Origin of the sequence: Micromonospora sp. NPDC050276, assembly GCF_044459545.1 — a bacterium.
Lineage (GTDB): Bacteria > Actinomycetota > Actinomycetes > Mycobacteriales > Micromonosporaceae > Micromonospora.
In genome coordinates, this window is record NZ_JBITJA010000007.1 from 224,702 (window position 1) to 250,174 (window position 25,473).

The following is a 25,473-nucleotide window of genomic DNA, read 5'->3' on the forward strand; positions in this document are numbered from 1 at the left end:
CACGATGCGCGCTCATGAGGCTGGTGCGCTGCACGCGGACATCAGCAACCAGGGGCCGGCCTGGCTGCGTACCCCGGCCGACGTCAACGCCCTCGTGCCGGCGCTGTGGCCGCGCAGCGTGACGCGCGGCGCCGACGGCGCGGTCGCCGTCGCGGGCCTGAGCGTCCGCGACATCGCGGCCGAGTTCGGCACCCCGGTGTACGTCCTCGACGAGGCCGACCTGCGCTCGCGCTGCCGCGACTTCCGGGCGGCCTTCCCGACCGAGGACGTCTTCTACGCGGGCAAGGCGTTCCTCTGCCGGGCGGTGGTCCGGATGATCGCCGAGGAGGGCCTGCACCTGGACGTCTGCACCGGCGGCGAGCTGGCCACCGCGCTCTCGGCCGGGATGCCGCCGGAGCGGATCGGCTTCCACGGCAACAACAAGTCGGTCGCCGAGCTGGGCCGGGCCCTGGACGCCGGGGTAGGTCGGATCATCGTCGACTCGTTCACCGAGATCGACCGGCTCACCGCGCTGGCCCGCGAGCGCGGCGTCCGGCCCCGGGTGCTGGTCCGGGTCACGGTCGGCGTCGAGGCGCACACCCACGAGTTCATCGCCACCGCCCACGAGGACCAGAAGTTCGGCTTCTCGCTGGCCGGCGGCGCCGCCGCGAACGCCGCGTTCAAGATCCTCGACGAGGGTGTGCTGGAGCTGCGCGGTCTGCACTCGCACATCGGCTCGCAGATCTTCGACGCCAGCGGCTTCGAGGTCTCGGCCCGTCGGGTGCTCGCCCTCCAGGCGCAGATCCGCGACGCGCGCGGGGTGGAGCTTCCCGAACTGGACCTGGGCGGCGGCTTCGGCATCGCGTACACCACCCAGGACGACCCGGCGACACCGCAGGACCTGGCCAAGCGGCTTCGCAAGATCGTCGATTCGGAGTGCGCGGCGGAGAACCTGGCCGTGCCGCACCTGTCGATCGAGCCGGGCCGGGCCATCGTCGGGCCCGCCGTGTTCACCCTCTACGAGGTCGGCACGGTCAAGGACCTCGACGGCATCCGGACGTACGTCAGCGTCGACGGCGGGATGAGCGACAACATTCGCACCGCCCTGTACGACGCGTCGTACTCGGCCACGCTGGCCTCGCGGGCTTCGGTGGCGCAGCCGATGCTCGCCCGCGTGGTGGGAAAGCACTGTGAGTCCGGGGACATCGTGGTGAAGGATGAATTCCTGCCCGCCGACGTGCAGCCCGGAGATCTTGTCGCAGTGCCCGGCACCGGTGCGTACTGCCGAAGCATGGCCAGCAACTACAACCACGTGCCCCGGCCACCGGTGGTCGCGGTGCGCGACGGCCAGGCGCGCCTGATCGTCCGGCGAGAAACCGAAGATGACCTGCTCGCTTTGGATGTGGGATGACGTCACCTGTGCGCTTGGCGCTGCTCGGCTGCGGCACTGTCGGCCAGGAGGTGGTCCGGCTGCTGCACGAGCAGTCGGCCGACCTGGCCGCGCGGATCGGCGCTCCGCTGGAGATCGCCGGCATCGCCGTCCGTCGGCTCGGCCGGGACCGGGGTGACCTGCCGGTCGACGAGGATCTGTTCACCACCGACGCGCTCGGCCTGATCAAGCGCGACGACGTGGACGTGGTGATCGAGGTGGTCGGCGGCATCGAGCCGGCCCGGAGCTGGCTGGTCGAGGCGCTGCGCGCCGGCAAGAGCGTGGTCACCGCCAACAAGGCTCTGCTCGCCGAGGACGGCGTGGCCCTGCACGAGGCGGCGGCCGAGGGCGGCGGCGACCTCTACTACGAGGCGTCCGTGGCCGGGGCCATCCCGCTACTGCGCCCGCTGCGCGAGTCGCTGCACGGCGATCGGATCAACCGGGTCACCGGCATCGTCAACGGCACCACCAACTTCATCCTCTCCGCCATGGACGCGACCGGCGCCGGCTTCGCCGAGGCGCTTGAGCAGGCCACCGCACTGGGGTATGCGGAGGCCGACCCGACCGCCGACGTGGAGGGCTTCGACGCGGCGGCGAAGGCGGCGATCCTCGCCTCGCTGGCGTTCCACACCCGGGTCGGCGCCGCCGACGTGCACCGCGAGGGCATCACCGAGGTCACCGCTGCGGATGTGGCCAGCGCCCAGGCGATGGGCTGCACGATCAAACTGCTCTGCATCGCGGCCCGGGGCGTCGACTCCACCGGCCGGGAGACGGTCAGCGTCCGGGTGCACCCGGCGATGATCCCGCGCAGCCACCCGCTGGCCAGCGTCGGGGACGCGTTCAACGCGGTCTTCGTGGAGGCGGACGCGGCCGGGCAGCTGATGTTCTACGGTCGGGGCGCCGGTGGCGCGCCCACCGCCAGTGCGGTGCTCGGCGACGTGGTCGCGGTGTCCCGCAACCGGCTCGCCGGGGTGCGCGCGGCCAGCGAGAGCGCGTACGCGGACCTGGCGGTCCGGCCGATGGGTGAGGCGTTGACCCGCTACCACGTGAGCCTCGACGTGGCCGACCGCCCAGGTGTGCTGGCCTCGGTGGCGGGCGTGTTCGCCCGGCACGACGTGTCGATCGCGACCGTGCGGCAGGGCTCGGCCGGTGGGCCGGTGGGCCGCGACGGCGATGCCGAGTTGGTCATCGTCACCCACGTGGCCCCGGACGCGGCGCTCGCCGCGACCGTCGGTGAGCTGCGTGGTCTGGACATTGTCCGGTCGGTGACCAGTGTGCTGCGGGTCGAGGGCGACGCCTGAGTCGTTGCACCATCGACGGGAGGGCTCGCGCGTCCCGCCAGGTGGGTAAGCCGGGGTGTGGCATCGACCGCTCCGGCAGGCTGGTCCAAGGTGGCCGGAGATGCTCGGGCCGGTGCGGCGGTAGAGGCGAGGAGAGCGACATGTGGCGGGGTCTGATCGAGGCGTACCGGGATCGGCTGCCGGTCACCGCGGCCACGCCGGTCGTCACGCTGCACGAGGGGAACACGCCGCTGTTGCCGGCGCCGGTGCTCTCCGCCCGGCTCGGTTGCGACGTGCACCTCAAGGTGGAGGGCGCCAACCCGACCGGCTCCTTCAAGGACCGGGGGATGACCCTCGCGGTGTCCAAGGCGGTCGAGGCCGGCAACAAGGCCATCATCTGCGCCTCCACCGGCAACACCAGCGCCTCCGCCGCGGCGTACGCGGCCCGGGCCGGGTTGACCTGTGCCGTGTTGGTGCCGCAGGGCAAGATCGCGTTGGGCAAGCTGGCCCAGGCGCTGGTGCACGGCGCGAAGTTGCTCCAGGTGAACGGCAACTTCGACGACTGCCTCGCGACCGCAGCCAAGCTCGCCCAGGACTACCCGGTCGCGTTGGTCAACTCGGTCAACATCGACCGGCTGCACGGCCAGAAGACCGCCGCCTTCGAGATCGTCGAGGCGCTCGGTGACGCGCCGGACATCCACTGCCTGCCGGTCGGCAACGCCGGCAACATCGCCGCGTACTGGATGGGTTATTCGGAGGAGTCGGCGGCCGGCGCCACCACCCGGACGCCGAAGATGTACGGCTTCCAGGCCGCCGGCGCGGCCCCGATCGTGACCGGCCAGGTGGTGCCGGAGCCGTCGACCATCGCCACCGCGATCCGGATCGGCAACCCGGCGAGCTGGACCAAGGCGTTGGACGCCCGGGACGCCTCCGGTGGCCTGATCGAGTCGGTGACCGACCGGGAGATTCTCTCCGCATACCGGCTGCTCGCCCGCGAGGTGGGGGTCTTCGTCGAGTTGGGCAGCGCGGCCAGCGTCGCCGGCCTGCTCCAGCAGGCCGCGGCGGGCGCGGTGCCACCCGGTTCCACGGTGGTCTGCACGGTGACCGGCCACGGGCTGAAGGACCCGGAGTGGGCGATCTCCACCGCGCCGGCGCCGCTGACCATCGCGAACGATCCGCTGGCCGCGGCCCGCGCCCTCGACCTGGCCTGAGCGCGCCACCGTTCGGGCGGGGACGGCGGCGGGCCGGCGGCTGCGGACGGTCTGGGGGCGGCGGGGGTCGAGGTACGCGAGTCCGGCACACTTTCGGGTATCCCCGCCCGCATTCTCGTTCAGGAGTGAGCCAGGCCGATGTCGCTGCTCGCCAGATTCAGCCTCGCCAACCGAGGGCTGATTGCCCTCATCGCGGTGGTGACCACGGTGTTCGGAGCGTTCGCCGTACCGTCGCTGAAGCAGCAACTGCTGCCGTCGCTCGAGTTCCCGGCCGCGTTCATCGTGGCTCCCTACCCCGGCGCCGGTCCCGAGATCGTCGAGTCGCAGGTGACCGAGCCGATCGAGAACGCCCTCCAGGGCATCCCCGGGCTGGACAAGGTCACCTCCACCTCCCGCGAGGGGGCGGCCACCGTCCAGGTGACGTACGAGTTCGGCACCGACCTCGACGACGTGGTCAACAAGATGCAGACCGCGCTGAGCCGGATCGACGCCCAGCTGCCGGAGAGCGTCGACCCGCAGGTCATCGCGGGTAGCACCGACGACCTCCCGGCAGTGGTGCTGGCCGCGGCCGGCGCGGCGGACGAGCGGGCGCTCGCCGAGAAGCTGCGCGCGACGGTGGTGCCGGAGCTGGAGGGCATCCAGGGGGTACGCACGGTCGAGGTGACCGGCACCCGCGACAACGTCGTGGTGGTCACCCCGGACCCGGCGAAGCTGGCCGCCGCGCAGATCCAGCCGACGGCGATCGGCGCGGCGTTGAAGACCAACGGCGTGGCGGTGCCGGCCGGCACGGTGACCGACGGCGCGCTGGCCCTCCCGGTGCAGGTCGGCACGCCGATCGCCTCCGTGGAGGAGCTGCGCGGCATCGTGCTCGCCCCGGGCGCGACGCCCGTCCGCCTCGGTGACGTGGCGACGGTCGAGCAGCAGCTCGCTCCGGCCACGGCGATCACCCGGACCAACGGCAAGGACAGCCTCGGTATCGCGGTCACCGCGGCACCGGACGGCAACGCCGTGGAGATCTCGCACGAGATCCGCGACCGGCTCGACGACCTGAAGGACGCCTCCGGCGCGGAGTTGACAGTGGTCTTCGACCAGGCGCCGTTCGTGGAGAAGTCGATCGAGTCGCTGACCACCGAGGGCCTGCTGGGCCTGGTGATGGCGGTCATCGTCATCCTGGTCTTCCTGCTGTCGGTGCGCTCGACGGTGGTCACCGCGGTCTCCATCCCACTCTCCGTGCTGGTGGCGCTGATCGCCCTGTGGATCGGCGACTACTCGCTCAACCTGCTCACTCTCGGCGCGCTGACCATCGCGGTGGGCCGGGTGGTGGACGACTCGATCGTGGTGTTGGAGAACATCAAACGACACCTGGAGTACGGCGAGGAGAAGCGGCACGCCATCATCACCGGCGTCCGCGAGGTGGCCGGCGCGGTGACCGCGTCCACCCTCACCACGGTGGCGGTGTTCGCGCCGATCGCACTGGTCGGCGGTTTCGTGGGCCAGCTCTTCGCGCCGTTCGCGATCACCGTGACGGTGGCCCTGCTCGCCTCGCTGCTGGTGTCGCTGACCGTGATCCCGGTCCTCGCGTACTGGTTCCTCAAGCCGCGTGGCGGCACCGCGGACGACGAGGCGGTTCGGCACGCCGCGGAGGAGAAGGAGCTGCGCAGCCCGTTGCAGCGGGCGTACCTGCCGGTGATCGGGTTCGCCACGCGCAAGCGGTCGACTCGCTGGATCACCGTCGGGCTCGGCCTACTGGTGCTCTTCGGCACCTTCGGTCTTGCGCAGAAGTTGGAGACCAACTTCCTGGACGACTCCGGCCAGGACACCCTCAACATGAGCCAGGAGCTGCCGGCCGGCAGTGGCCTGGCGGCCACCGACGCGGCGGCCAAGCAGGTCGAGTCGGTGCTGTCCCGTACCGAGGGCGTCGAGACGTACCAGGTGACCGCCGGCGGCGGGGACAACCCGTGGGCGGGCGGCGGCGGCAACAATGTCGCCAGTTGGTCTCTGGCGCTCGACGGCGACACCGACGCGAAGCAGATGCGTGAGGTGCTGCGCAAGGAGTTCGACAAGCTCGGCACCGGCGTGGGTGAGATCAGCTTTGGTGGCGGGCAGGAGGCGTCGACCAGCCAGCTGGAGGTGATCGTCCAGGCCAGCGACCCGGAGGTGCTGACCCGGGCCGCCGAGGAGGCGCGGGCGGCGATGGCCGGTGTCCCGGACGTCGAGGACGTCTCCACCAGCCTGGCCGAGCGGGTGCCGCGGGTGGACGTGACTGTCGACCGGGTCGCCGCCGGTCGGGCCGGGCTCACCGAGGCCGCCGTGGGGCAGCTCGTGTCGCAGGCGTTCCGGGGAGCGCCGCTGGGTCAGGTCGCGCTCGACGGCCAGCAGCAGAACGTGGTGCTGCGGCTAGGCACGCAGCCGCCGACGACCGTGGAGCAGCTGCGGGCACTGCCGGTGGGTCCGGTCAAGCTCGGCGACATCGCGCAGGTCACCCAGGGCGAGGGTCCGCAGCAGGTCACCCGGATCGACGGTGAGCGCAGCGTGTCGGTGACCGGCGCGGCGACCGGCTCGAACCTGGGCGCGACCAGCAAGGAGTTGCAGAAGCGGCTGGACGCCATCAACGTGCCGGGGGCGACCTTCACCGTGGGTGGGGTCAGCGCGGATCAGGCGGACGCCTTCGCGGACCTGGGCCTGGCGGTGCTGGCCGCGATCGCGATCGTCTTCCTGATCATGGTGGCCACCTTCCGTAGCCTCACTCAGGCGCTGATCCTGCTGATCTCCATCCCGTTCGCGGCGACCGGCGCGATCGGCCTGCTGTTGATCACCGGAACACCGCTCGGTGTGCCGGCGCTGATCGGCGTGCTGATGCTGGTCGGCATCGTGGTGACCAACGCGATCGTGTTGCTCGACCTGATCAACCAGTACCGGGCGCAGGGCATGGGGGTTCGGGAGGCGGTGGTCGAAGGCGGGCGCCGTCGGCTACGCCCCATCCTGATGACGGCGGTGGCGACCATCTTCGCGCTGCTGCCGATGGCGTTCGGACTGACCGGTGAGGGGGGCTTCATCTCTCAGCCGCTGGCGGTCGTGGTGATCGGTGGCCTGCTCAGCTCGACGCTGCTCACGCTGATCCTGGTGCCGACGCTGTACACGATGGTGGAGTACACCAAGGAGTGGCTGCGCGACTGGCGCGCCCGGCGGCGCTCCGGCGAGCCGGCGGCGACCGCGACGGAGGCCGACGAGGTGACCGCCCTGAACCAGGTCGCGGTGCCGAGTGGCGCGCCGGCCCCGGCCACCGCCGAGGGTGCGCGGCCGGCCGGTCGACCCGCGCCGTCGGCCGCGCTGGTGGAGGGAACGGACCAGTTCGAGGTGCTGCGGCTGCCCCGTAGCCGTACCTCGCCACTGCCTCCGTCGGAGCCGACCGAGTAGGTCGCACCGCAACTCGGAACGCCCCCGGCCATCCTGCCGGGGGCGTTCCGACTTTCGGCCAACCGAAACACTCCGACCCGACCACCCCATACTTTCCGTGACTTCTTGCATACTCCTCGCAGATGAGTGGAGGCGTGGGTGAGGCGGGACGGGCGGGTGGCCGAGGGCGCGTGCGGGTGGCGCCGACGCGACCTGCTGCGCCGTGGCCTGCTGGTCGTCGGCGGTGTGGCCGTCGGCGCGGGGACGTCCGAAGCATGGTGGATGACCCAGCGCCGGATGCCGATAGCCGGCGGTCCCGCCAGCACCACTCTCGGCAACAGCCGGCAGAATGTCGGCTCGGGCGCGCTGGAGGTCGTCTGGTCGGGGCGGACCAGTCAGCGCCTCGTGGCCCTCACCTTCGACGACGGTCCCGCGCCACAGTGGACCCCGATGGTGCTCGACACGCTGGCCCAGCACCGGGTTCCGGCCACGTTCTTCATGGTCGGAGCGCAGGTCCGCCGGCACGCCGGCGTCGTTCGTGATCGTCTCGCCGGGCACGAGGTGGGCAACCACAGCTGGGCCCACCGCGACCTGGCCGCAATGGACGCCACCGAGGCGTACGACGACCTGCGCCGCAGCCACGACGCGATCGCCGACGCGACCGGCACTTCGCCCGTGCTCTTCCGCCCGCCGTACGGCCACCTGGGCGGGGCCGTGCTGCACGCCGCGGCCCGGCTGGACTACCGGTTGGTGCTCTGGTCGTTGCAGATGGTGGAGCGCGAGTTCCCGGACGATCCGGCCGGCCACGCCCGGCGGATCGTCGCCGACGTGCGCCCGGGAACGATCGTGCTCGGCCACGATGTGGGGGCGCATCGACGGCTGATCGCACTGCGCGGCCTGACCGACATGATCGACGGGCTACGGTCGCGCGGCTACACATTCGTCACGGTCTCGGCGCTGCTGGGAGCCGGTATGGATTCGATACCGACCAGGTAGGGTCGCGCTCCGTGGCGTCCACCCTCTCGGTCCTGACCGGCAATCGGAGCTTCCGCAACCTCTTCCTCGCCGAGTTGGTGGTCTTCGGCGCCGACTGGTTCGTCATGGTGCCTCTGCTGGTGCTGCTGCCACACCTGACCGGCAGCGGAGTCTGGGGCGCACTGGTCCTGGCGGTGGACACCGGCATCGTGGCGTTGCTGCTGCCGTACACCGGCACCATCGCCGACCGCTTCGACCGCCGGAAGATCATGATTGCCGCGAACGTGGCCGCGCTGGCGGGCGTGTTGCTGCTGCTCGGCGTGCGGAACGCCGGAACGGCGTGGCTCGCGTTGGTCGCGATCGGCGTGGTGGCGGTCGCCAAGGCGTTCTACTCGCCGGCCGCCCAGGCCGCGCTGCCCAACGTGCTGGAGCCGCACGAGCTTGCCGCTGGAAACGCCGTCGCCGGCTCGGCCTGGGGCACCATGACCGTGGTCGGGGCCTCGCTCGGCGGCGTGCTCAGCACCGCTGCCGGCCCGTACGCCTGCTTCTGGGTGGCGGCGGCGGGCCTGGCGGCGGCCGCGGGCCTCGCCACGCGGATCCGCCGGCCGTTGCAGGCGCCCCGGAATGCGGACCAACCAGCCCAGCGGACCTGGTCGGCCGTCCGCGAGGCGCTCGGCTACATCGGTCACCGCCCCCGGGTGCTCGCGCTGGTCACGGTCAAGTCGGCGGTGGGCCTGGGCAACGGCGTGCTGACCGTGTTTCCGCTGCTGGCCGGCGTGTACGGCGTCGGCCCGCTGGGCGCCGGCCTGCTCTTCGCGGTGCGCGGCGCGGGGGCCCTGGTGGGGCCGATCCTGATGCGCCGGGTGCTGACCAACCGGGCCTTGCTGCTGCCCGGGCTCGCGCTGTCCATGTCGCTCTACGGCCTGTCCTACCTGGGCACCTCGGTGGTGCGCTGGTTCCCGCTGGTGCTGCTGCTGGTCTTCGTGGCGCACTTCGCCGGCGGCAGCAACTGGGTGATGTCGAACTTCGCTTTGCAGGGCGAAGTCCCGGACCGGTTGCGGGGGCGCGTCTTCGCCACCGACATGATGCTGGCGACGCTGGCGATCTCGGTGAGCCAACTGGCGGTGGCCCTGGTGGTGGACTCGGTGGACGAGCGGGTGGTGCTCGCCGGCTGCGGGTTGATCACCCTCGTGTACGCGGTCGGCTGGCGGATCGCCACCCGCCGGCTCTCGCTCACCGATCCGGCCGCCGAGCCGGCCCCGGACCCGGCTGGCTGAATTCGGCGGTCCCAGGCAGCGGGCGCGGCACCGGTTCGTCGGTGCCGAGCCCTAGCATGAGCGCGTGCCGACGAACCTCACCTCCGGGCCGGTCCGCGTCCGGGTTCCCGCGACCAGCGCCAACCTGGGCCCAGGCTTCGACGCGCTGGGTCTCGCCCTCGGGCTCTACGACGATGTGGCCGCCGAGGTCGCGTCGGGCGGTGTCCGGGTGACGGTGACCGGGCAGGGCGCCGGTGAGCTGCCCGACGATGACCGACACCTGGTGGTGCGGGCCATGCGCGCCGCGTTCGACGTGCTCGGAGCCCACCCCGAAGGGCTGAGCGTGGAGTGCGTCAACCGAATCCCCCAGGCGCGTGGGCTGGGCTCCTCGTCCGCCGCGATCGTCGCCGGGGTGCTGCTGGCCCGCGCCCTGGTCACCGACGGGGAGCACCGACTGGACGACGCCGGCGCGCTCCGGCTGGCCGCCGAGATCGAGGGTCACCCCGACAACGTCGCACCATGCCTGCTCGGCGGTTTCACCGTGGCCTGGTCCGAGCCGGGCGGTGCCCGAGCGGTGTCCCTGCCGGTCGCCGACGGGGTGCGGCCCACCGTCTTCGTTCCGGCGGAACGCGGATTGACCGCGACGGCGCGGGCGGCTCTGCCGACCACCGTGCCGCACGGCGACGCCGCGTTGACCGCCGGCCGGGCGGCACTGCTGGTGCACGCGCTCAGCACGGACCCGAGCCTGCTGCTGCCGGCCACCGTCGACCGGCTCCACCAGGATTACCGCGCAGCCGGGATGCCGGGCACGTCTGCCCTGGTCAGCGAGTTGCGAGCGGCCGGTGTGGCAGCTGTGGTCAGTGGGGCGGGGCCGACTGTCCTGGCGCTCAGCGAGCCTCCAGAGGGCTTCCCAGTGGGAACAGACTGGGAGATCTGGCAGTTACCGATAGACGTCAGCGGCGCGTGGGTCGCGCGGGGTAGACTTGGACACGCCGAGCGGGACCCTGTTGCCGCAGGTCGGAAGAGTTGATTACGCTCTAGACCTAGCACAGCCGCGAAGCACGCGATCTCCTGCGGGGCGGTGCACCCCCGAAGCTCTCGGCGGTCAGCCCGTCTACCCCTGCCAAGGCCCACGCCGCACCGCAGTTTCCACAGGTCGCCGCAGACGGCGAGACCTGCTCACCGACGTTGGTGAGTCGGGATACCGACCGGCTGCTGTGTCACAGACTCCCGCGACGCGTCCTTGCGAGGCGGGTGCACCGAGGCCGCCCGGCCACCTGAGCTCCGACTCCGGGCAGTCCCGGCCTTATCGAGGGAAGGAATCCATTGAGCGACACCACCGACGTGACGTCGGATGTTTCCAACGTCGCTGGCGATGCCACCACCGCCGCTCCCGCCCGTCGTCGGCGTAGCGGCACCGGTCTGTCGGCGATGCTGCTGCCAGAGCTGCAGAGCCTGGCTGCGTCGCTCGGCATCTCCGGCACGGCTCGCATGCGCAAGGGCGAGCTGATCGCCGCGATTTCCGAGCGGCAGGGCGGCAACGCCGCCGGGACCCCTCGACCACGGGCCGAGGTCGCGGCCGCGGCCGCCCCGACCCGGGAGGGGGTGCGCGCCGAGGTACGGGAGACCGCCGACCGGCCGGCCGCCGAGGGGCGTGGCGCCGAGCAGGCGCCGGCCGAGCCGGCCGCCGAGGGGCGTGGCGCCGAGCAGGCGCCGGCCGAGCCGGCCGCCGAGACCGAGGGCCGGAGCCGCACCCGGCGCAGCCGGACCACGGCAGCGGAGGCCCGTGCCACCGAGGCACGCCCCGCTGAGGCGCGTCCGACCGAGGGCCGCGCCGATGAGGCGGAAGCTGGCGAGCGGGCCGACCGTGGCGAGAACCGCCGCGACCGGGCCGAGCGTCCGGAGCGGGCCGAGCGTCCGGAACGCGCCGAGCGTGCCGACCGGGGCGAGCGTGCCGACCGGGGCGAGCGGGGCGAGCGTGCCGAGCGGGGCGAGCGTGCCGAGCGGGGCGAGCGTGCCGACCGGGGTGACCGCGTCGAGCGGGGCGAGCGCAACGACCGGAGCGAGCGCGCCGAGCGCAACGATCGGGGCGAGCGCAACGACCGCACGGAGCGTGCCGACCGGGGTGAGCGGGCTGAGCGCAACGACCGTCCGGAGCGCACCGACCGCGGTGACCGCAACGACCGCAACGACCGTGGTCAGCGGGCCGAGCGGGACAGCGACGACGACGACGGCGAGGGTGGCGGCCGGCGCGGCCGGCGCAGCCGCTTCCGGGACCGTCGCCGCGGGCGCGGCGAGCGTACCGAGACCGGCGCCGACACCGGCGGCCGTGAGCCGCAGGTCAGCGAGGACGACGTGCTCGTCCCGGTGGCCGGCATCATCGACGTGCTCGACAACTACGCCTTCGTGCGGACGACCGGCTACCTGGCCGGCCCGAACGACGTGTACGTCTCGATGTCCCAGATCAAGAAGTACGGCCTGCGCCGCGGTGACGCGATCACCGGCGCGGTGCGGGCGGCCCGCGAGGGCGGCAACAGCGGCGACCAGCGGCGCGACAAGTACAACCCGCTGATGCGGCTGGACACGATCAACGGGATGGAGCCGGAGGAGGCGCGGCGTCGTCCGGAGTTCTACAAGCTCACTCCGCTCTACCCGCAGGAGCGCCTGCGTCTGGAGACCGAGCCACACATCCTGACCACCCGGGTCATCGACCTGGTCATGCCGATCGGCAAGGGCCAGCGGGCACTCATCCAGTCTCCGCCGAAGGCGGGTAAGACGATGGTGCTGCAGGCGATCGCCAACGCGATCACCCGCAACAACCCGGAGTGCCACCTGATGGTGGTGCTGGTGGACGAGCGGCCTGAAGAGGTCACCGACATGCAGCGGTCGATCAAGGGCGAGGTCATCGCGGCCACGTTCGACCGCCCGCCGCAGGACCACACCACGGTGGCGGAGCTGGCGATCGAGCGGGCCAAGCGCCTGGTCGAGCTTGGACACGACGTGGTCGTGCTGCTCGACTCGGTGACCCGGCTCGGCCGGTCGTACAACCTGGCGGCGCCGGCCAGCGGCCGGATCATGTCGGGTGGTATCGACTCCACCGCGCTCTACCCGCCGAAGCGCTTCCTCGGTGCGGCCCGCAACATCGAGAACGGCGGGTCGCTGACCATCATCGCCACGGCGCTGGTGGAGACCGGGTCCATGGCGGACACGGTCATCTTCGAGGAGTTCAAGGGCACCGGCAACGCCGAGTTGAAGCTGGACCGGAAGATCGCCGACAAGCGGACCTTCCCGGCCATCGACATCAACCCGTCCGGTACCCGGAAGGAAGAGGTCCTGCTCGCACCGGAAGAGCTGGCCATCATCCACAAGCTCCGCAAGGTGCTGCACTCGCTGGACTCGCAGGCCGCGATGGACCTCCTGCTGGACCGGCTCAAGCAGTCCCGCACCAACATCGAGTTCCTGATGCAGATCGCGAAGTCGACGCCGGGGGAGTGACCCTCCCCGGGTGACCAACGACGACGAAGGGGCACGGCCGCTGTGGCCGTGCCCCTTCGTCGCTCCCACCAGCGGGCCTGTGTCAACGGGCCCTCAGAAGTCGCCGTCGGCCACCTGGAAGACGGTGAGGCCGAGCGCCCGCCACATCTGGACCACCTGGACGCGGTCGTCGAAGACGCCGGCCACTCGGTAACGGTCCCGGATCTCCCGGTCGTAGATCTCCCGCTTGACGATCGAGTCCTTACGGGAGTCGCCGACGGCCCGCAGGTGCAGGCCCAGGTAGGGCACCCGGACATGTCGGGCCAGCCACGCCTCGGTGGCCGCGCGTGCGGAGGCGTCCCGCCCCGAGCAGAAGACCACCCCGTATCCGGCGGCGTGCATCGCCCGGACCGCCGCGATCACCGCCGTGTTCGGCTGGTCCTCACCCACCCGGGTCATGTCGTAGGGGCTGCGGGAGACGGCCAGCGCGACGGTGCCGTCGATGTCCACCAGAACGATCTCCGGTGGTTCGGCCGACGGCGGGTGCGCCACGGCGGGGAGTCCGGTACGGGCCTCGGGCACCGGCAACGGCAGCGTCCGCCCCTGCAGGTACCGCTCGTGCAGCCGGCGGATCGCGTCCGCGCCGACCCGGTCGGTGACCGGCCGAGCGGCGTCGCGGCGCAGGCACTCGTCCAGCGGTACGTCGGTGAAGTCGTGCACCTCGAAGTCCGCGCCGTGCCGGGCGGCCAGGTCGGCCCAGCCCCGCAGGGTCCTCGCGCGCAGGTTCGTGTCGTCCACGCAGACGTCCGCCCGGGCCCGCAGCAGCGCCTCGACCTGAGCTTGCTGTACGGCGGTCACCTGCGCCTCGGCCCACTGGGTGAACAGCCGCTCGCCGTGCAGCATCCGGCGCAGGTCGTCCCGGTTGACCCGGGAAACGGACGGCTGGAGCGTACGGGCGAACGTCGTCTTGCCCGAGGCGGGCAGTCCCCGGGTGACGATCAGGCGGGTCATCGGCGCACCTCCGGGTCGACGTTCGTACCCCCGGTGGGGTACCCGGCGGCGGTCCGCCGGGTGCGCGAATGCCCTGTCGAGCGGCGGGAATGCGGGCGGGTAGGCACGTGTTGACGATGCCGGACGAGGTGTGCGGCCCGATTACCGGGTGGGCTCAGGCCCATGGCACACTGGTCAATCGGCTACCGGTTCCGGTTCACGCCCGAGCCCGTCGCGTACGGCGCGACGAGCGATGACGGCGACCCGGCGACCACCAACGAGAGGACCGAGGCGAGATGAAGGCAAACGTCCACCCGGAGTACGTGACCACCGAGGTCAGCTGCTCCTGTGGCAACACGTTCACGACCCGCAGCACCGCCAAGGGCGGGGCGATCCACGTCGAGACCTGCAGCGCCTGCCACCCGTTCTACACCGGTAAGCAGCGCGTTCTCGACACCGCCGGCCGGGTCGCGAAGTTCCAGCAGAAGTACGCCAAGGTTCAGGCCAAGAAGGCCAAGTAGCTCCTCGTTCGGCGCCCGCGTCCGGTTCAGCACCGGACGCGGGCGCCGTCCGCATTTCCCTCCCTTTCCGCCCGGCCGCTGGCCTCCCGGCCCGGCCTGGTCGTCGCGCACCGTCGAAGGAGCATCCGCAGCATGAGCAGCGAGCGTCTGGCTGGCCTTCTCGACGAGTACGCGGAGCTGGAGAAGCGGCTGGCGGATCCGGCCATCCACGCCGACCAGGCCACCGCGCGCCGGGTCGGCCGGCGGTACGCCGAGCTGGTGCCGCTGCACAAGGCCGCCGACGAGTTGGAGCAGGCCCGCGCCGATCTGGCTGCGGCTCGCGAGCTGGCCGCCGAGGACCCGTCCTTCGCGGGTGAGGCGGAGTCCATCGCCGGGACCCTGCCGGTGCTGGAGGAGCGTCTCGCCGAGTTGCTCATTCCCCGTGATCCGCACGACGCCAAGGACGTGATTGTCGAGATCAAGGCCGGTGAGGGTGGCGAGGAGTCGGCGTTGTTCGCCGGTGACCTGCTGCGGATGTACACCCGGTACGCCGAGCGGCACGGCTGGGTCACCGAGGTGATCGACGCGCAGGATTCCGACCTCGGCGGGGTCAAGGACGTCTCCCTGTCGATCAAGACCAAGGGTGTGCCGGACGGCGGCAACGGCGTCTGGTCGCGACTCAAGTGGGAGGGCGGCGTGCACCGGGTGCAGCGTGTCCCGGTGACCGAGTCGCAGGGCCGGATCCACACCAGCGCCGCCGGGGTGCTGGTGCTGCCGGAGGCCGAGGACGTCGACGTCACGATCGACCAGAACGACCTGCGCATCGACGTGTTCCGCTCGTCCGGCCCGGGCGGCCAGTCGGTGAACACCACCGACTCAGCGGTGCGGATCACCCACCTGCCGACCGGCATCGTCGTCTCCTGCCAGAACGAGAAGTCCCAGTTGCAGAACCGCGAGCAGGCGATGCGGATCCTGCGGGCCCGGCTCCTCGCCGCTGCCCAGGAGCAGGCCGACGCCGCCGCCTCGGACGCGCGCAAGGCGCAGGTGCGCACGGTGGACCGCTCGGAGCGGATCCGCACCTACAACTTTCCGCAGAACCGGATCACCGACCACCGGATCGGCTACACCGCGTACAATCTGGACCTGGCGCTCGCCGGTGACCTGGACGGGGTGCTGGACGCCCTCGCCGAGGCCGACCGCGCCGCCCGGCTGGCCGGCGACACCGAGCTGACCCGCCGCTGAGCTGAGGCGGTGCGCCCCGTCGATCAAGGACGTGTGGTGGGTGGATTGCCACGCTGTGGGGTTTTCATGAGGCACCACAACTCCTTGATCGACCCGATGAGCCGGGCGATCAGCTCGCGCGGGGGCGGGACTTGGCGCGGAGCATCTCGCGGTCGGCCTGCTCGAAGGCGACGCTGAGCGCGTCGCGCAGCCCGTTGCCGCCGGAGACCTCCGCGAAGCCGATGCTCACCCCGACCGGGGTCCCCGGCACCAGCGACTCCCAGTCCTCCAGCCGGACCGCGGCCTCGATCCGGCGGGCCACCTCGGCGGCCTCGGTCATGCCGGTGTCCGGCAGCACCACCACGAATTCGTCACCGCCGTAGCGGGCCACGAAGTCACCCCGGCGCATCACCCGGTTGATCACGCCGGCGATGCGTTGCAGCACCAGGTCGCCGGAGTGGTGCCCGTGCCGGGTGTTGACCGCCTTGAAGCCGTCCAGGTCGCAGACGCCGATCACCACCCGTTCGCCGCGGGTGACCACGGCGGTGATGTACCGCTCCAGCCGCCGACGGTTGGGCAACCCGGTGAGCGGGTCGGTCAGCGCCTCGCCCTCGAAGCGCGCCGCCTCGCGACGCATCTCCTCGTGGTCGATGCGGGCGGCGATGCCGTCGATGTAGACGTCACGCAGCCGGTCGTTGCGCTGGGCGGCGAGCCGGAACGCCAGCCGGTCGGCCCGGTGGGCCGCCAGGTGGTCCCCGGCTCGGGTCAGCGCGATGCTGCGCAGCCGGGCCGGCTCGGCCGCCCCGAGCGTCTCGTTGGACACCTGGACGGTGTCCAGTCGGGTGACCGCCTCGATCGGCCGCCCGTCGGCGACGGCGAGGCACACCTGCCCGAGCTGACGCAGGTCGCGGGCGCGGGCGCTGTCCCCACCGTGGCTGATCAATCGGGCCGGCGCGGCCCCTTCGGTCGCCACCTGGTCGCCGAGCGCGGCCTGCCGGGCCGCCGCGTACCCGTACGCGGCGAGACTGCTCGGGCGCAGCTGGTTGGCCCGCCCGGCGCGCACGAAGCGGGCCAGGTCGGCGGCCACGTCCCGGAGCACCCGCAGGCAACCGTCGCTGTCGCCGTTGTGGTCCAGGGCCACGGCGTTGCGCAGCCGGATGCCCGGCGCGGCGAACGTCTCCTCCGGGATCCCGGCGGTCAGACCGAGCTGCCGGGCCCGCTCGATGGCGCCCAGGGCGTACCCGTGGAAGCTGAGGTAGCTGTAGGCCATGGCCAGGTCGTGCCAGCCCCAGGCGGTGTCCCGGTCCGGGTCGGTCACCGCGCCCAGCGCCCGGGCGGCCCGGACGAGGTGCATGACGCAACGGTCCAGTGCGCCCTGGTGGTGCGCGGCGAGCGCGGCAAGCGCGTTGAGGTGCCCGTGCAGATAGGGCTCGGCGAGGTCGCGGACCGCCGCCGAGGCCTCTTCGATGGCCCGGGTGAACTCCGCGGTCCGACCGAGATTGATCAGCGCGGAGAGGCGCTGCACCATCGCGTCCGCGCGTGCCGCCGGGTCCGTCGTGGTGCGGATCACACGCTCCAACAGGACGTACGACTCCGCGGAGCGACTGGCCTCCTGCAACGCCCGCGCGTGCGTGAGGGCGTCAACCTGGTCATCGACCCGGTCGAGCCAGCCCACCCGCCAACCTCCTGTCGTGCGCGCCTGGCGCACCCGTTCGTCACGTCGCCCGCGACGCTTCATGATTATGTCGTGAGTACTTTGCCGCAACACCCCCCCGAAGGGACAGGCCCCACCCGGCCATCCGCCGCGGTGGCCCGAGCGGTTCGCGCGCTCGCTGCCGCCGGGGTCGGCTCCGCCCGGGTGGAGGCCGAGGTGCTGGCGGCGTACGTGCTCGGGGTTCCCCGGGGTCGGCTGGCGCTCGCCGACGACCTCAGCGACGAGCAGTTGGCGCGGCTCGACGAGCTGACGCGGCGCCGCGCCGCGCACGAGCCGTTGCAGCACCTCACCGGTCGGGCCGGGTTCCGGCACCTGGAGCTGTCGGTCGGCCCGGGTGTCTTCGTCCCTCGCCCGGAGACCGAGCTCCTGGCCGGCTGGGGCGTCGAGCAGGCCCAGGGTCGGCCCGACCCGGTGGTGGTCGACCTGTGCAGCGGCTCGGGCGCGATCGCGTTGGCGATGGCCCAGGAGCTGCCGGCGGCGCGGGTCATCGCGGTGGAGCGGTCCCCGGCGGCGTTGGCCTGGCTGCGTCGCAACGCGGCGGAGCGGGCTGCGGCGGGGGACCGGCCGATCGAGGTGGTCGAGGCCGACGTGACCGCGCCGGACCTGCTGGCGGACCTGGTGGGCCGGGTGGATGTGCTGCTCTGCAATCCGCCGTACGTGCCGGACGACGTGGTGGTCCCGCCGGACGTGGCCGGGCACGACCCGGCGGAGGCGGTCTTCGGTGGCGCGGACGGTCTGGTGGTGATCCGGCCGGTCATCGCCCGCGCGGCGATGCTGCTGCGCCCGGGCGGCGTCTTCGGCGTCGAGCACGACGACACCCACGGGGCGGCGGTGCCCGGGCTGCTCGCCGAGGATGGCGGCTTCACCGCTGTGGCGGAGCATCTGGACCTCACCGGGCGCCCCCGCTACGCGACCGCGTCCCGACGGGCGGACGGCCAGCACGCCCCGATCGGGGCGGCGTGGCAGACTGACTCCTCGTGATGCTCTACGACTGTCGGTCGCCCGCCGATCGGGACCGCGGCATCGCCGCGGCGATCGAGGCGGTCAAGAACGGCGAGCTGGTCGTCCTTCCGACGGACACCGTCTATGGGATCGGCGCGGACGCCTTCACCCCGTACGCGGTGAAGGCGCTGTTGGATGCCAAGGGCCGGGGCCGGCAGATGCCGCCGCCGGTGCTGATCGGCTCGCGGCACACCCTGGACGGGTTGGTCTTCTCGCTGCCCACCGCCGCCCGGGACCTGGTGGAGGCGTTCTGGCCGGGCGCGCTGACGATCGTGGTCGAGCACTCGCCGAGCCTGCAGTGGGACCTGGGCGACAAGACGGGCACGGTGGCGGTGCGGATGCCGCTGCACCCGGTCGCGTTGGAGGTGCTGCGCGAGACCGGCCCGATGGCGGTCTCGTCGGCCAACAAGACGGGTCAGCCGGCCGCGGTCACCGCCGAGGAGGCGCGTGACCAGCTCAGCTACTCGGTGCGGGCCTACCTGGAGGCCGGGCCCTGCCCGGATCCGGTGCCCAGCACGATCGTGGATCTGACCGGTGTGGTGCCGCAGCTGTTGCGGGCCGGGGCGATCCCACTGGAAAAGCTGCGCGATGTGGTTCCGGATCTTGTCGACGGTCGGGCGGTCTGAGTGCCCCCGTTCACGGTTCTGCACGTCTGCATGGGCAACATCTGCCGCTCGCCGATGGCGGAGCGGCTGCTCGCCCTGGCGGTGCGGGAGCGGCTGACCCGGCGTGCGCAGGACCCGGCTCTGGCCGAGGAACTGGTGCACAGCCACAGCGCCGGCACGGGTGGCTGGCACGCGGGCGAGGAGATGAACCCACCGGCGGCGCGGCAGGTCACCGGCCGTGGTGGAGACGTGGCGGGGTTCGCCGCGCGCAAGCTGCGTTCGGACCACATCGACGCCGCCGACCTGGTCCTGACCGCCACCGCCGACCAGCAGGAGTACGTGGTGGCGCTCCGTCCGGACGCGGCGGCCCGCACGTTCGTGCTGGGTGAGTTCGGCCGGCTGCTGGCCGCGGTGGACGCCGCCGCGCTGCCGTCGGGCGACGCTACCCCGGAGGCGGTGTACGCCCGGGGTGTGGCCCTGGTGGCGGCGGCGCACGACGCGCGGCTGGGCGCGTCCGCGCTGCCCACCGATGATCTGGACGACCCGTGGGGTCGTGGCGACCAGTGCTTCAGCCGGGTCGCCGACGAGATCGAGGAGACGGTCCACCCGCTGGCCGGCGTACTGCTGCCCTGAGCGCGGTGCGAGTTTCCTCCGGGTTTGGGGAAAACCGGGGGCTAACGGGGTGTTCCGGGTCATTCTGAACGGGTCCTAGCGTGACCGGCTCCTGCGGGGAGAGCTGATGATCCGGGCCCAACTCGACAAACTGCTGACCGTGCTGATCGCCGGAGTGCTGGCCGGGTTGGTGCTGGCCGCCGCCGCCCTGCCGGTGGCCCTGGTCTTCGGGATCGGCTTCAGCGCACTGTCGACGCCGTACTCGGAGCTGCCGAACACGCTCCGCACACCGCCCACCGCGCAGCGTTCCAACCTCTACGCCAACGACGGCACCACCCTGATCACCTCCTTCTACCAGGAGGACCGGGTGGACGTACCGCTGCACGAGGTGGCCCCGGTGATGCGCCGAGCGATCGTGGCGGCCGAGGACGTGCGGTTCTACCAGCACAGCGGGGTCGACCTGCGGGGCGTCGTGCGCGCGTTCACCGTCAACAAGCGCGACGGCCAGACCCGGCAGGGCGCCTCCACGTTGACCATGCAGTACGTCCGCAACGTGCTCAGCAACGACCCCCGGCTGACCGAGGCGCAGCGGAACGCCGCCACCGAACTCACCACCGTCCGCAAGCTCCAGGAGATGCGGTACGCGCTCGCGTTGGAGCGGGAGCTCGACAAGGACGAGATCCTGACCCGCTATCTCAACATCGCCTACTTCGGTGCCGGGGCGTACGGCATCGCGGCGGCCAGCAAGCGGTACTTCTCCCGGTCCCCGGCCGAGTTGACCCTGGCCCAGGCGGCTCTGCTCGCCGGCCTGGTGCGCTCACCGGACAGCGACGATCCGATCAACGGCGACGCCGACAGCGCGGTGGCCCGACGGTCGTACGTGTTGGAGCGGCTGGTGGAGACGGGGCAGGTGCCGGCGGACGAGGCGGCGGCGGCGCGTGCCGAACCGTTGCAGCTGCGGCCCAGCGAGACCCCGAACGACTGCACCGGCGTGCCCGAGGCGCACAACGATTGGGGTTTCTTCTGCGACTGGTTCACCCGCTGGTGGAGCAGCCAGTCCGCGTTCGGGTCGACCGCCGAGGAGCGGCAGCGCACGCTGCGCCGGGGCGGCTTCTCCATCGTGTCGTCGCTGGACCCGGGGGTGCAGCGGGCCACCACCGAGCAGGTGCTGAAGATCTATCCGAGGACGAAGGCCGAGGCGGTGCCCACCGCCGTGGTGCAACCGGGCACCGGACGGGTGCTGGCGATGTCGGTGAACCGCGCCTACAGCGTGGCGGACAACCCGGTCGGGCAGAAGAACCGCCCGAACACCGTCAACCAGTTGGTCGCCGGCGGCGGCGCGATCGAGGGGTACCAGGGCGGCTCGACGTTCAAGCTCTTCACCATGCTGGCCGCGCTGGAGTCCGGCCTGCCGCTGTCGACCGACTTCGTGGCGCCGACCCAACTGCTCACCCGCTTCCCGGTGACCGGGGAGGCGAGTTGCGACGGGCGGTGGTGCCCGGCAAACGCCAGCCCGTCGTCGATGGACGGCCCCCGCACCATGTGGAGCGCGTTCGGCCGCTCGGTGAACACCTACTTCGCCTGGCTCACCGAGCGGGTCGGCGCCGACCGGGTGGTGGAGATGGCTGAGCGGCTGGGCATCGTGCTGCGGGCCGAGTCCGACGCCAAGCTGGCCCGGTACGGCGCGAGGGACTGGGGCCCGTTCACCCTGGGGGTGGCCGCGACCACCCCGCTGGACCTGGCCACCGCGTACGCCACGGTGGCGGCCGAGGGCACCTGGTGCGCGCCGCTGCCGGTGGTCTCGATCACCGACGCGGGCGGCCGGCCGGTCGACGCCGCCAAACCGGACTGCCGACAGGTGCTCGACGCCGATGTGGCGCGGGCGGCAACCGACGCGGCTCGCTGCCCGGTCGGCGACCAGTCGATGTACGGACGGTGCGACGGTGCCACCGCCCCCGGGCTGCGGGCGAAGCTCGGCCGGCCGGTGGCGGGCAAGACCGGCAGCTCGGAGCGGTACGAGACGGAGACGGTGGTGGCGTTCACGCCGCAGCTCGCGGTCGCCTCGATGGCCGCGAACCCGGACGATCCGCAGGACGCGGTCGGTCAGGCGGTGCAGGCCCAGATGGTGAACGCGGTCGGCGAGGTGCTCGCCTTCGCCCTGCGTGACCAACCGGTCCGCGACTTCGTCCCGCCCAGCGAACGAACCGCCCTCCACCCCCAACCCCAAGCCGGCAACTAACCACCCACCCCCCGCCCCCACCCCCTCCCCACCCCCGCGATCTTGCACTTTCTGTCGCGACAAAAGGCGCCGAGGCCCTCAAACCGGCAACACAAAGTGCAAGATCGCGGGAGGGCGGGAGGGCGGGAGGGCGGGAGGGCGGGAGGGCGGGAGGGCGGGAGGGCGGGAGGGTGGGGGGTTAGTCCCTGTCGCTCCGCTGCGCGAAGCGGCCCTAATCGGGAGGAAATAGGTCTACTTCCGAGTTAGTGGGGTTTGTTCGGCGTTGCGGGCTATGTTGCGGGCCATTCCGCCGAAGACCACCGCGTGGAACGGGGCCACCGACTTCCAGTAGGCGTGCCCCGGCAGGCCGCGCGGCAGGAAGACGGCGCGCTGCTGGTAGCGGCTGCGGCCGCCGTCGGCCGGCAGCACCCGCATCTCCAGCCAGGCGCGGCCGGGTAACCGCATCTCGGCGCGCAGCCGCAGCAGCTCGCCCGGGACGATCTCCTCGACCCGCCAGAAGTCCAGCGCCTCACCGACCTGGAGCCGGTGTGGGTCGCGTCGACCGCGCCGCAGCCCGACCCCGCCGACCAGCCGGTCCAGCCAGCCTCGGATCGACCAGGCCAGGGGGAACGAGTACCAGCCGTGTTCGCCACCGACGCCCTCGACGACCCGCCAGAGCGTCGTCGGCGACGCGTCCACCGTGCGTTCCCGAACGTCGGTGTACGCGGTACCACCGGACCAGTCCGGGTCGGTGGGCAGTGGCTCGGCGGGCGCGTCCGGGCCACTCGCGGTCGACCAGCGGGTCTCCACCTGGGCGTCGCGCACCTTGGCCAGCGCCAGCGCCACCGCCTCGTCGAAGCTGGTCAGCCCGCCGGGCGGGTCGGGGACGTACCGGGCGATGTCGTGTTCGTGGGCGACCGCCTCGTGGATCAGGCTCTCCACCAGCGGCCGGGCGATCTTGTTCGGAACCGGGGTGATCAGACCGACCCAGTGCGAGGAGAGCGACGGGGTGAGCGGACGGACCGGCACGATGATCCGCCGACGCAGCCCGGCCACCCGGGCGTAGCGCTGCATCATGTCGCGGAAGGTCAGCACGTCCGGCCCGCCGATGTCGAAGCCCCGGTTGACCTCCGCCGGCAACTCGACGCAGCCGGCCAGATAGCGCAGCACGTCGCGGACCGCGATCGGTTGGATCCGGTTGCCGACCCAGCGTGGAGTGACCATGGCCGGCAGTCGCTCGGTCAGGTAGCGCAGCATCTCGAACGACGCCGAGCCGGACCCGATGATCACCGCGGCGCGGAGCACCGCCGTGGGCACCCCGCTGGCCAGCAGGATCCGGCCCACCTCGGCGCGGGAGCGCAGGTGCGGGGAGGGGACCTCCTCGTCGGAGGCCGGTTCCGGGCCGCCCAGGTAGACGATCCGGCGTACGCCGGCCGCGCGGGCCGCCGCCGCGAAGTTGGTGGCCGCGGCCCGGTCGGCCGCCTCGAAGTCGGGCCGGCCCAGCGAGTGCACCAGGAAGTACGCGACGTCCACGTCGGCGAACGCGGTGGCCAGCGTCTCCGGTCGGCTCAGGTCTGCCTCGACGATCTCGGCCGCCGAGGCCCAGGGCACGTCCCGCAGCCGCACCGCCTTCCGGGCGAGGCAGCGCACGGTGTGGCCGTCGGCGAGCAGCAGCGGCGTCAGCCGCCCGCCGATGTAGCCGGTGGCTCCGGTGACGAGGCATCTCACGAGTCTCAGTGTGCGGCCCCCTAGACTCGTTCGCTGTGGAGACCGAGACGAGCACCTTCTGGGGGCCGGATTTCGCGCAGCTCAGGGCCACCGATCCGGAGATCGCCGGGGTGGTCCTCGGTGAGCTGGACCGGTTGCGGGGCGGCCTGCAGCTCATCGCCAGCGAGAACCTGACCTCGCCGGCCGTGCTGGCGGCGCTCGGCTCGACGCTCACCAACAAGTACGCCGAGGGTTACCCGGGCCGGCGCTACTACGGCGGCTGCGCCGAGGTGGACCGGGCCGAGGAGATCGGCATCGCCCGCGCCAAGGAGCTCTTCGGGGCCGAGCACGCCAACCTCCAGCCGCACTCCGGGGCGAGCGCCAACCTGGCCGCGTACGCCGCGCTGGTGCAGCCGGGGGACACGGTGCTGGCGATGGACCTGCCGCACGGCGGGCACCTCACCCACGGCAGCCGGGTGAACTTCTCCGGCAAGTGGTTCCACCCGGTCGGCTACCCGGTCCGGCCGGACACCGAGCAGATCGACTACGACGAGGTACGGGACCTGGCGCGGGCGCACCGACCCAAGCTGATCATCTGTGGGGCCACCGCGTACCCGCGCCTGATCGACTTCGCGCGCTTCCGGGAGATCGCCGACGAGGTCGGCGCGTACCTGATGGTGGACGCGGCGCACTTCATCGGCCTGGTCGCCGGTCGGGCCATTCCGTCCCCGGTGCCGTACGCCGACGTCGTCTGCGCCACCACCCACAAGGTGCTGCGGGGGCCGCGCGGCGGCATGATCCTGTGCCGCGAGTCGCTGGCCCAGCGGATCGACAAGGCGGTCTTCCCGTTCACCCAGGGTGGCCCGCTGATGCACGCGGTCGCGGCCAAGGCGGTCGCGCTGCGCGAGGCCGCCCAGCCGGAGTTCCAGACGTACGCCCGGCAGGTGGTCGGCAACGCCCAGGCGCTCGCCGCCGGGCTGGCCGACGAGGGGATGCGCCCGGTGTCCGGCGGCACCGACACGCACCTCGCCCTGATCGACCTGCGCGAGCTGGGGGTGACCGGCACCGAGGCCGAGCGCCGCTGCGACGCCGCGTCGATCACCCTGAACAAGAACGCCATCCCGTACGATCCGCAGCCGCCGCTGGTGGCCTCCGGCATCCGGGTGGGCACACCGAGCGTCACCACGCAGGGCATGCGCGAGGGGGAGCTGCGGCAGGTGGCGACCCTGATCGCCCGTGCGGTGCGCACCGACCCCGGCGCTCCGGGCGGGGCCGACGAGCTGACCCGGCTCGGTGCCGAGGTGGCTGAGCTGGTCGCGGCGTTTCCGGCGTACCCCCGTGGCTGAGCCCGGGGTGGTCGCGCCGGACACCGACCGGCGGTGGCGGCTGCGGCACCTGCCGGTGTTGCTGGCCGCGTCGGCGGCGCTCGCCGCGGTCGCCGCGGTGGTGGGTGGGGTGACCGGCGGCGCGACGGCCGCGCTCGGCGCGGCGGCCGGCGTGGGCGTCACGGTGCTCAGCTACACCCTCACCACGGTGGTGTTGGCCCGAGCCGACCAGATCAACCCGCAGTTGCTGCTGCCGCTCGGCCTGGGCCTGTACGTGCTGAAGTTCAGCCTGCTGGGTGCGGTGCTGGTGGCGGTGGCGTCGACCGGTTGGGCGGGGTTGGTCCCGCTCTGCCTCGGCATCGTCGCCGGGGTGGCAGTGTGGACGGCGGTGCACATCTGGTGGCTGACCACGGTGCACGCCCGTCGGTCGTCCAGCTGACCCGACGATCGTCCCACCTTTCGGACGCGCGGCAATGTGTCGGCCTCCGGTCATTTTCCGACGGGCGGAAGGGGAGTAGCGTGCCCACAGACGACGGCGCCCACGAGAAGCCCACACAACGACGGTTGTGCGGGGGGTGA

General features: G+C 72.3%; 19 protein-coding genes. 16 read left to right on the top strand and 3 right to left on the bottom strand.

What is annotated here, in order from left to right:
* The first annotated feature begins 4 nt into the window (after positions 1 to 4).
* The 8 genes from lysA to rho all read left to right on the top strand — a co-directional run bounded on the left by lysA (position 5) and on the right by rho (position 13,021).
* Complete coding sequence (gene lysA, locus ACIBF8_RS17505) at positions 5 to 1,390, top strand: diaminopimelate decarboxylase (RefSeq protein ID WP_396784081.1); 1,386 nt, start codon at positions 5 to 7, stop codon at positions 1,388 to 1,390.
* An 8-nt stretch (positions 1,391 to 1,398) separates the two neighbouring features.
* A complete protein-coding gene (locus tag ACIBF8_RS17510; RefSeq protein ID WP_396784319.1) occupies positions 1,399 to 2,709 on the top strand; it encodes a homoserine dehydrogenase in 1,311 nt (436 codons plus the stop codon).
* Positions 2,710 to 2,849: 140 nt separating this feature from the next.
* Positions 2,850 to 3,899 carry a threonine synthase gene (gene thrC, locus ACIBF8_RS17515; RefSeq protein ID WP_396784082.1) on the top strand — a complete coding sequence of 350 codons (1,050 nt, stop codon included), beginning with the start codon at positions 2,850 to 2,852 and terminating at the stop codon, positions 3,897 to 3,899.
* Positions 3,900 to 4,037: 138 nt separating this feature from the next.
* Complete coding sequence (locus ACIBF8_RS17520) at positions 4,038 to 7,316, top strand: efflux RND transporter permease subunit (RefSeq protein WP_396784083.1); 3,279 nt, start codon at positions 4,038 to 4,040, stop codon at positions 7,314 to 7,316.
* Between the two features lie 138 nt (positions 7,317 to 7,454).
* Complete coding sequence (locus ACIBF8_RS17525) at positions 7,455 to 8,291, top strand: polysaccharide deacetylase family protein (protein ID WP_396784085.1); 837 nt, start codon at positions 7,455 to 7,457, stop codon at positions 8,289 to 8,291.
* A gap of 11 nt (positions 8,292 to 8,302) precedes the next feature.
* The gene (locus tag ACIBF8_RS17530; protein ID WP_396784086.1) at positions 8,303 to 9,547 is read left to right on the top strand and encodes an MFS transporter; all 1,245 of its coding nucleotides are present in this window, start codon (positions 8,303 to 8,305) and stop codon (positions 9,545 to 9,547) included.
* A gap of 64 nt (positions 9,548 to 9,611) precedes the next feature.
* Positions 9,612 to 10,556 (top strand): homoserine kinase, encoded by a 945-nt coding sequence (thrB, locus tag ACIBF8_RS17535; RefSeq protein WP_396784088.1) that lies wholly within the window; start codon positions 9,612 to 9,614, stop codon positions 10,554 to 10,556.
* Positions 10,557 to 10,852: 296 nt separating this feature from the next.
* The gene (rho, locus tag ACIBF8_RS17540) at positions 10,853 to 13,021 is read left to right on the top strand and encodes a transcription termination factor Rho (protein ID WP_396784089.1); all 2,169 of its coding nucleotides are present in this window, start codon (positions 10,853 to 10,855) and stop codon (positions 13,019 to 13,021) included.
* A 93-nt stretch (positions 13,022 to 13,114) separates the two neighbouring features.
* Here the strand turns inward: rho and ACIBF8_RS17545 are convergent, their stop codons facing one another.
* Positions 13,115 to 14,011 (bottom strand): AAA family ATPase, encoded by an 897-nt coding sequence (locus ACIBF8_RS17545; protein WP_396784090.1) that lies wholly within the window; start codon positions 14,009 to 14,011, stop codon positions 13,115 to 13,117.
* A 275-nt stretch (positions 14,012 to 14,286) separates the two neighbouring features.
* Between ACIBF8_RS17545 and rpmE the strand changes: the two genes are divergently transcribed.
* Together rpmE and prfA are read left to right on the top strand one after the other, a co-directional pair.
* A complete protein-coding gene (gene rpmE, locus ACIBF8_RS17550) occupies positions 14,287 to 14,511 on the top strand; it encodes a 50S ribosomal protein L31 (RefSeq protein WP_396784092.1) in 225 nt (74 codons plus the stop codon).
* A gap of 132 nt (positions 14,512 to 14,643) precedes the next feature.
* Complete coding sequence (prfA, locus tag ACIBF8_RS17555; protein WP_396784094.1) at positions 14,644 to 15,732, top strand: peptide chain release factor 1; 1,089 nt, start codon at positions 14,644 to 14,646, stop codon at positions 15,730 to 15,732.
* 109 nt (positions 15,733 to 15,841) lie between these two features.
* On the opposite strand, the gene ACIBF8_RS17560 is transcribed toward prfA, so the two are convergent.
* Positions 15,842 to 17,386, bottom strand: coding sequence for a diguanylate cyclase domain-containing protein (locus tag ACIBF8_RS17560; protein WP_396784096.1), 1,545 nt, complete (start codon positions 17,384 to 17,386; stop codon positions 15,842 to 15,844).
* Positions 17,387 to 17,458: 72 nt separating this feature from the next.
* On the opposite strand from ACIBF8_RS17560, the gene prmC reads away from it, so the two are divergent.
* From prmC to ACIBF8_RS17580, 4 genes are all read left to right on the top strand, one after another.
* On the top strand, positions 17,459 to 18,406 hold the full coding sequence (gene prmC / locus ACIBF8_RS17565) for a peptide chain release factor N(5)-glutamine methyltransferase (RefSeq protein WP_396784098.1): 948 nt from the start codon (positions 17,459 to 17,461) through the stop codon (positions 18,404 to 18,406).
* On the top strand, positions 18,406 to 19,053 hold the full coding sequence (locus ACIBF8_RS17570; RefSeq protein ID WP_396784320.1) for an L-threonylcarbamoyladenylate synthase: 648 nt from the start codon (positions 18,406 to 18,408) through the stop codon (positions 19,051 to 19,053). The genes prmC and ACIBF8_RS17570 overlap by 1 nt, the downstream gene beginning before the upstream one ends.
* Complete coding sequence (locus ACIBF8_RS17575; RefSeq protein ID WP_396784099.1) at positions 19,054 to 19,665, top strand: phosphotyrosine protein phosphatase; 612 nt, start codon at positions 19,054 to 19,056, stop codon at positions 19,663 to 19,665.
* A gap of 106 nt (positions 19,666 to 19,771) precedes the next feature.
* Complete coding sequence (locus tag ACIBF8_RS17580) at positions 19,772 to 21,883, top strand: transglycosylase domain-containing protein (RefSeq protein WP_396784100.1); 2,112 nt, start codon at positions 19,772 to 19,774, stop codon at positions 21,881 to 21,883.
* A 231-nt stretch (positions 21,884 to 22,114) separates the two neighbouring features.
* On the opposite strand, the gene ACIBF8_RS17585 is transcribed toward ACIBF8_RS17580, so the two are convergent.
* Positions 22,115 to 23,590, bottom strand: coding sequence for an SDR family oxidoreductase (locus tag ACIBF8_RS17585; protein WP_396784101.1), 1,476 nt, complete (start codon positions 23,588 to 23,590; stop codon positions 22,115 to 22,117).
* 35 nt (positions 23,591 to 23,625) lie between these two features.
* Here ACIBF8_RS17585 and glyA point away from each other — a divergent pair, with 35 nt between their 5' ends.
* Both glyA and ACIBF8_RS17595 read left to right on the top strand, forming a co-directional pair.
* Positions 23,626 to 24,915, top strand: coding sequence for a serine hydroxymethyltransferase (gene glyA, locus ACIBF8_RS17590; RefSeq protein WP_396784102.1), 1,290 nt, complete (start codon positions 23,626 to 23,628; stop codon positions 24,913 to 24,915).
* Positions 24,908 to 25,333: a hypothetical protein gene (locus ACIBF8_RS17595; protein ID WP_396784103.1), complete on the top strand. Its 426-nt coding sequence runs from the start codon at positions 24,908 to 24,910 to the stop codon at positions 25,331 to 25,333. The genes glyA and ACIBF8_RS17595 overlap by 8 nt, the downstream gene beginning before the upstream one ends.
* Positions 25,334 to 25,473: the final 140 nt, after the last annotated feature.

Coding starts and splice junctions, on each gene's coding strand:
- lysA (WP_396784081.1), top strand. CDS start 5: ATGCGCGCTCATGAGGCTGGTGCGCTGCACGCGGACATCAGCAACCAG.
- thrC (WP_396784082.1), top strand. CDS start 2,850: ATGTGGCGGGGTCTGATCGAGGCGTACCGGGATCGGCTGCCGGTCACC.
- ACIBF8_RS17520 (WP_396784083.1), top strand. CDS start 4,038: ATGTCGCTGCTCGCCAGATTCAGCCTCGCCAACCGAGGGCTGATTGCC.
- ACIBF8_RS17545 (WP_396784090.1), bottom strand. CDS start 14,011: ATGACCCGCCTGATCGTCACCCGGGGACTGCCCGCCTCGGGCAAGACG.
- rpmE (WP_396784092.1), top strand. CDS start 14,287: ATGAAGGCAAACGTCCACCCGGAGTACGTGACCACCGAGGTCAGCTGC.
- prfA (WP_396784094.1), top strand. CDS start 14,644: ATGAGCAGCGAGCGTCTGGCTGGCCTTCTCGACGAGTACGCGGAGCTG.
- ACIBF8_RS17570 (WP_396784320.1), top strand. CDS start 18,406: ATGCTCTACGACTGTCGGTCGCCCGCCGATCGGGACCGCGGCATCGCC.
- ACIBF8_RS17580 (WP_396784100.1), top strand. CDS start 19,772: ATGATCCGGGCCCAACTCGACAAACTGCTGACCGTGCTGATCGCCGGA.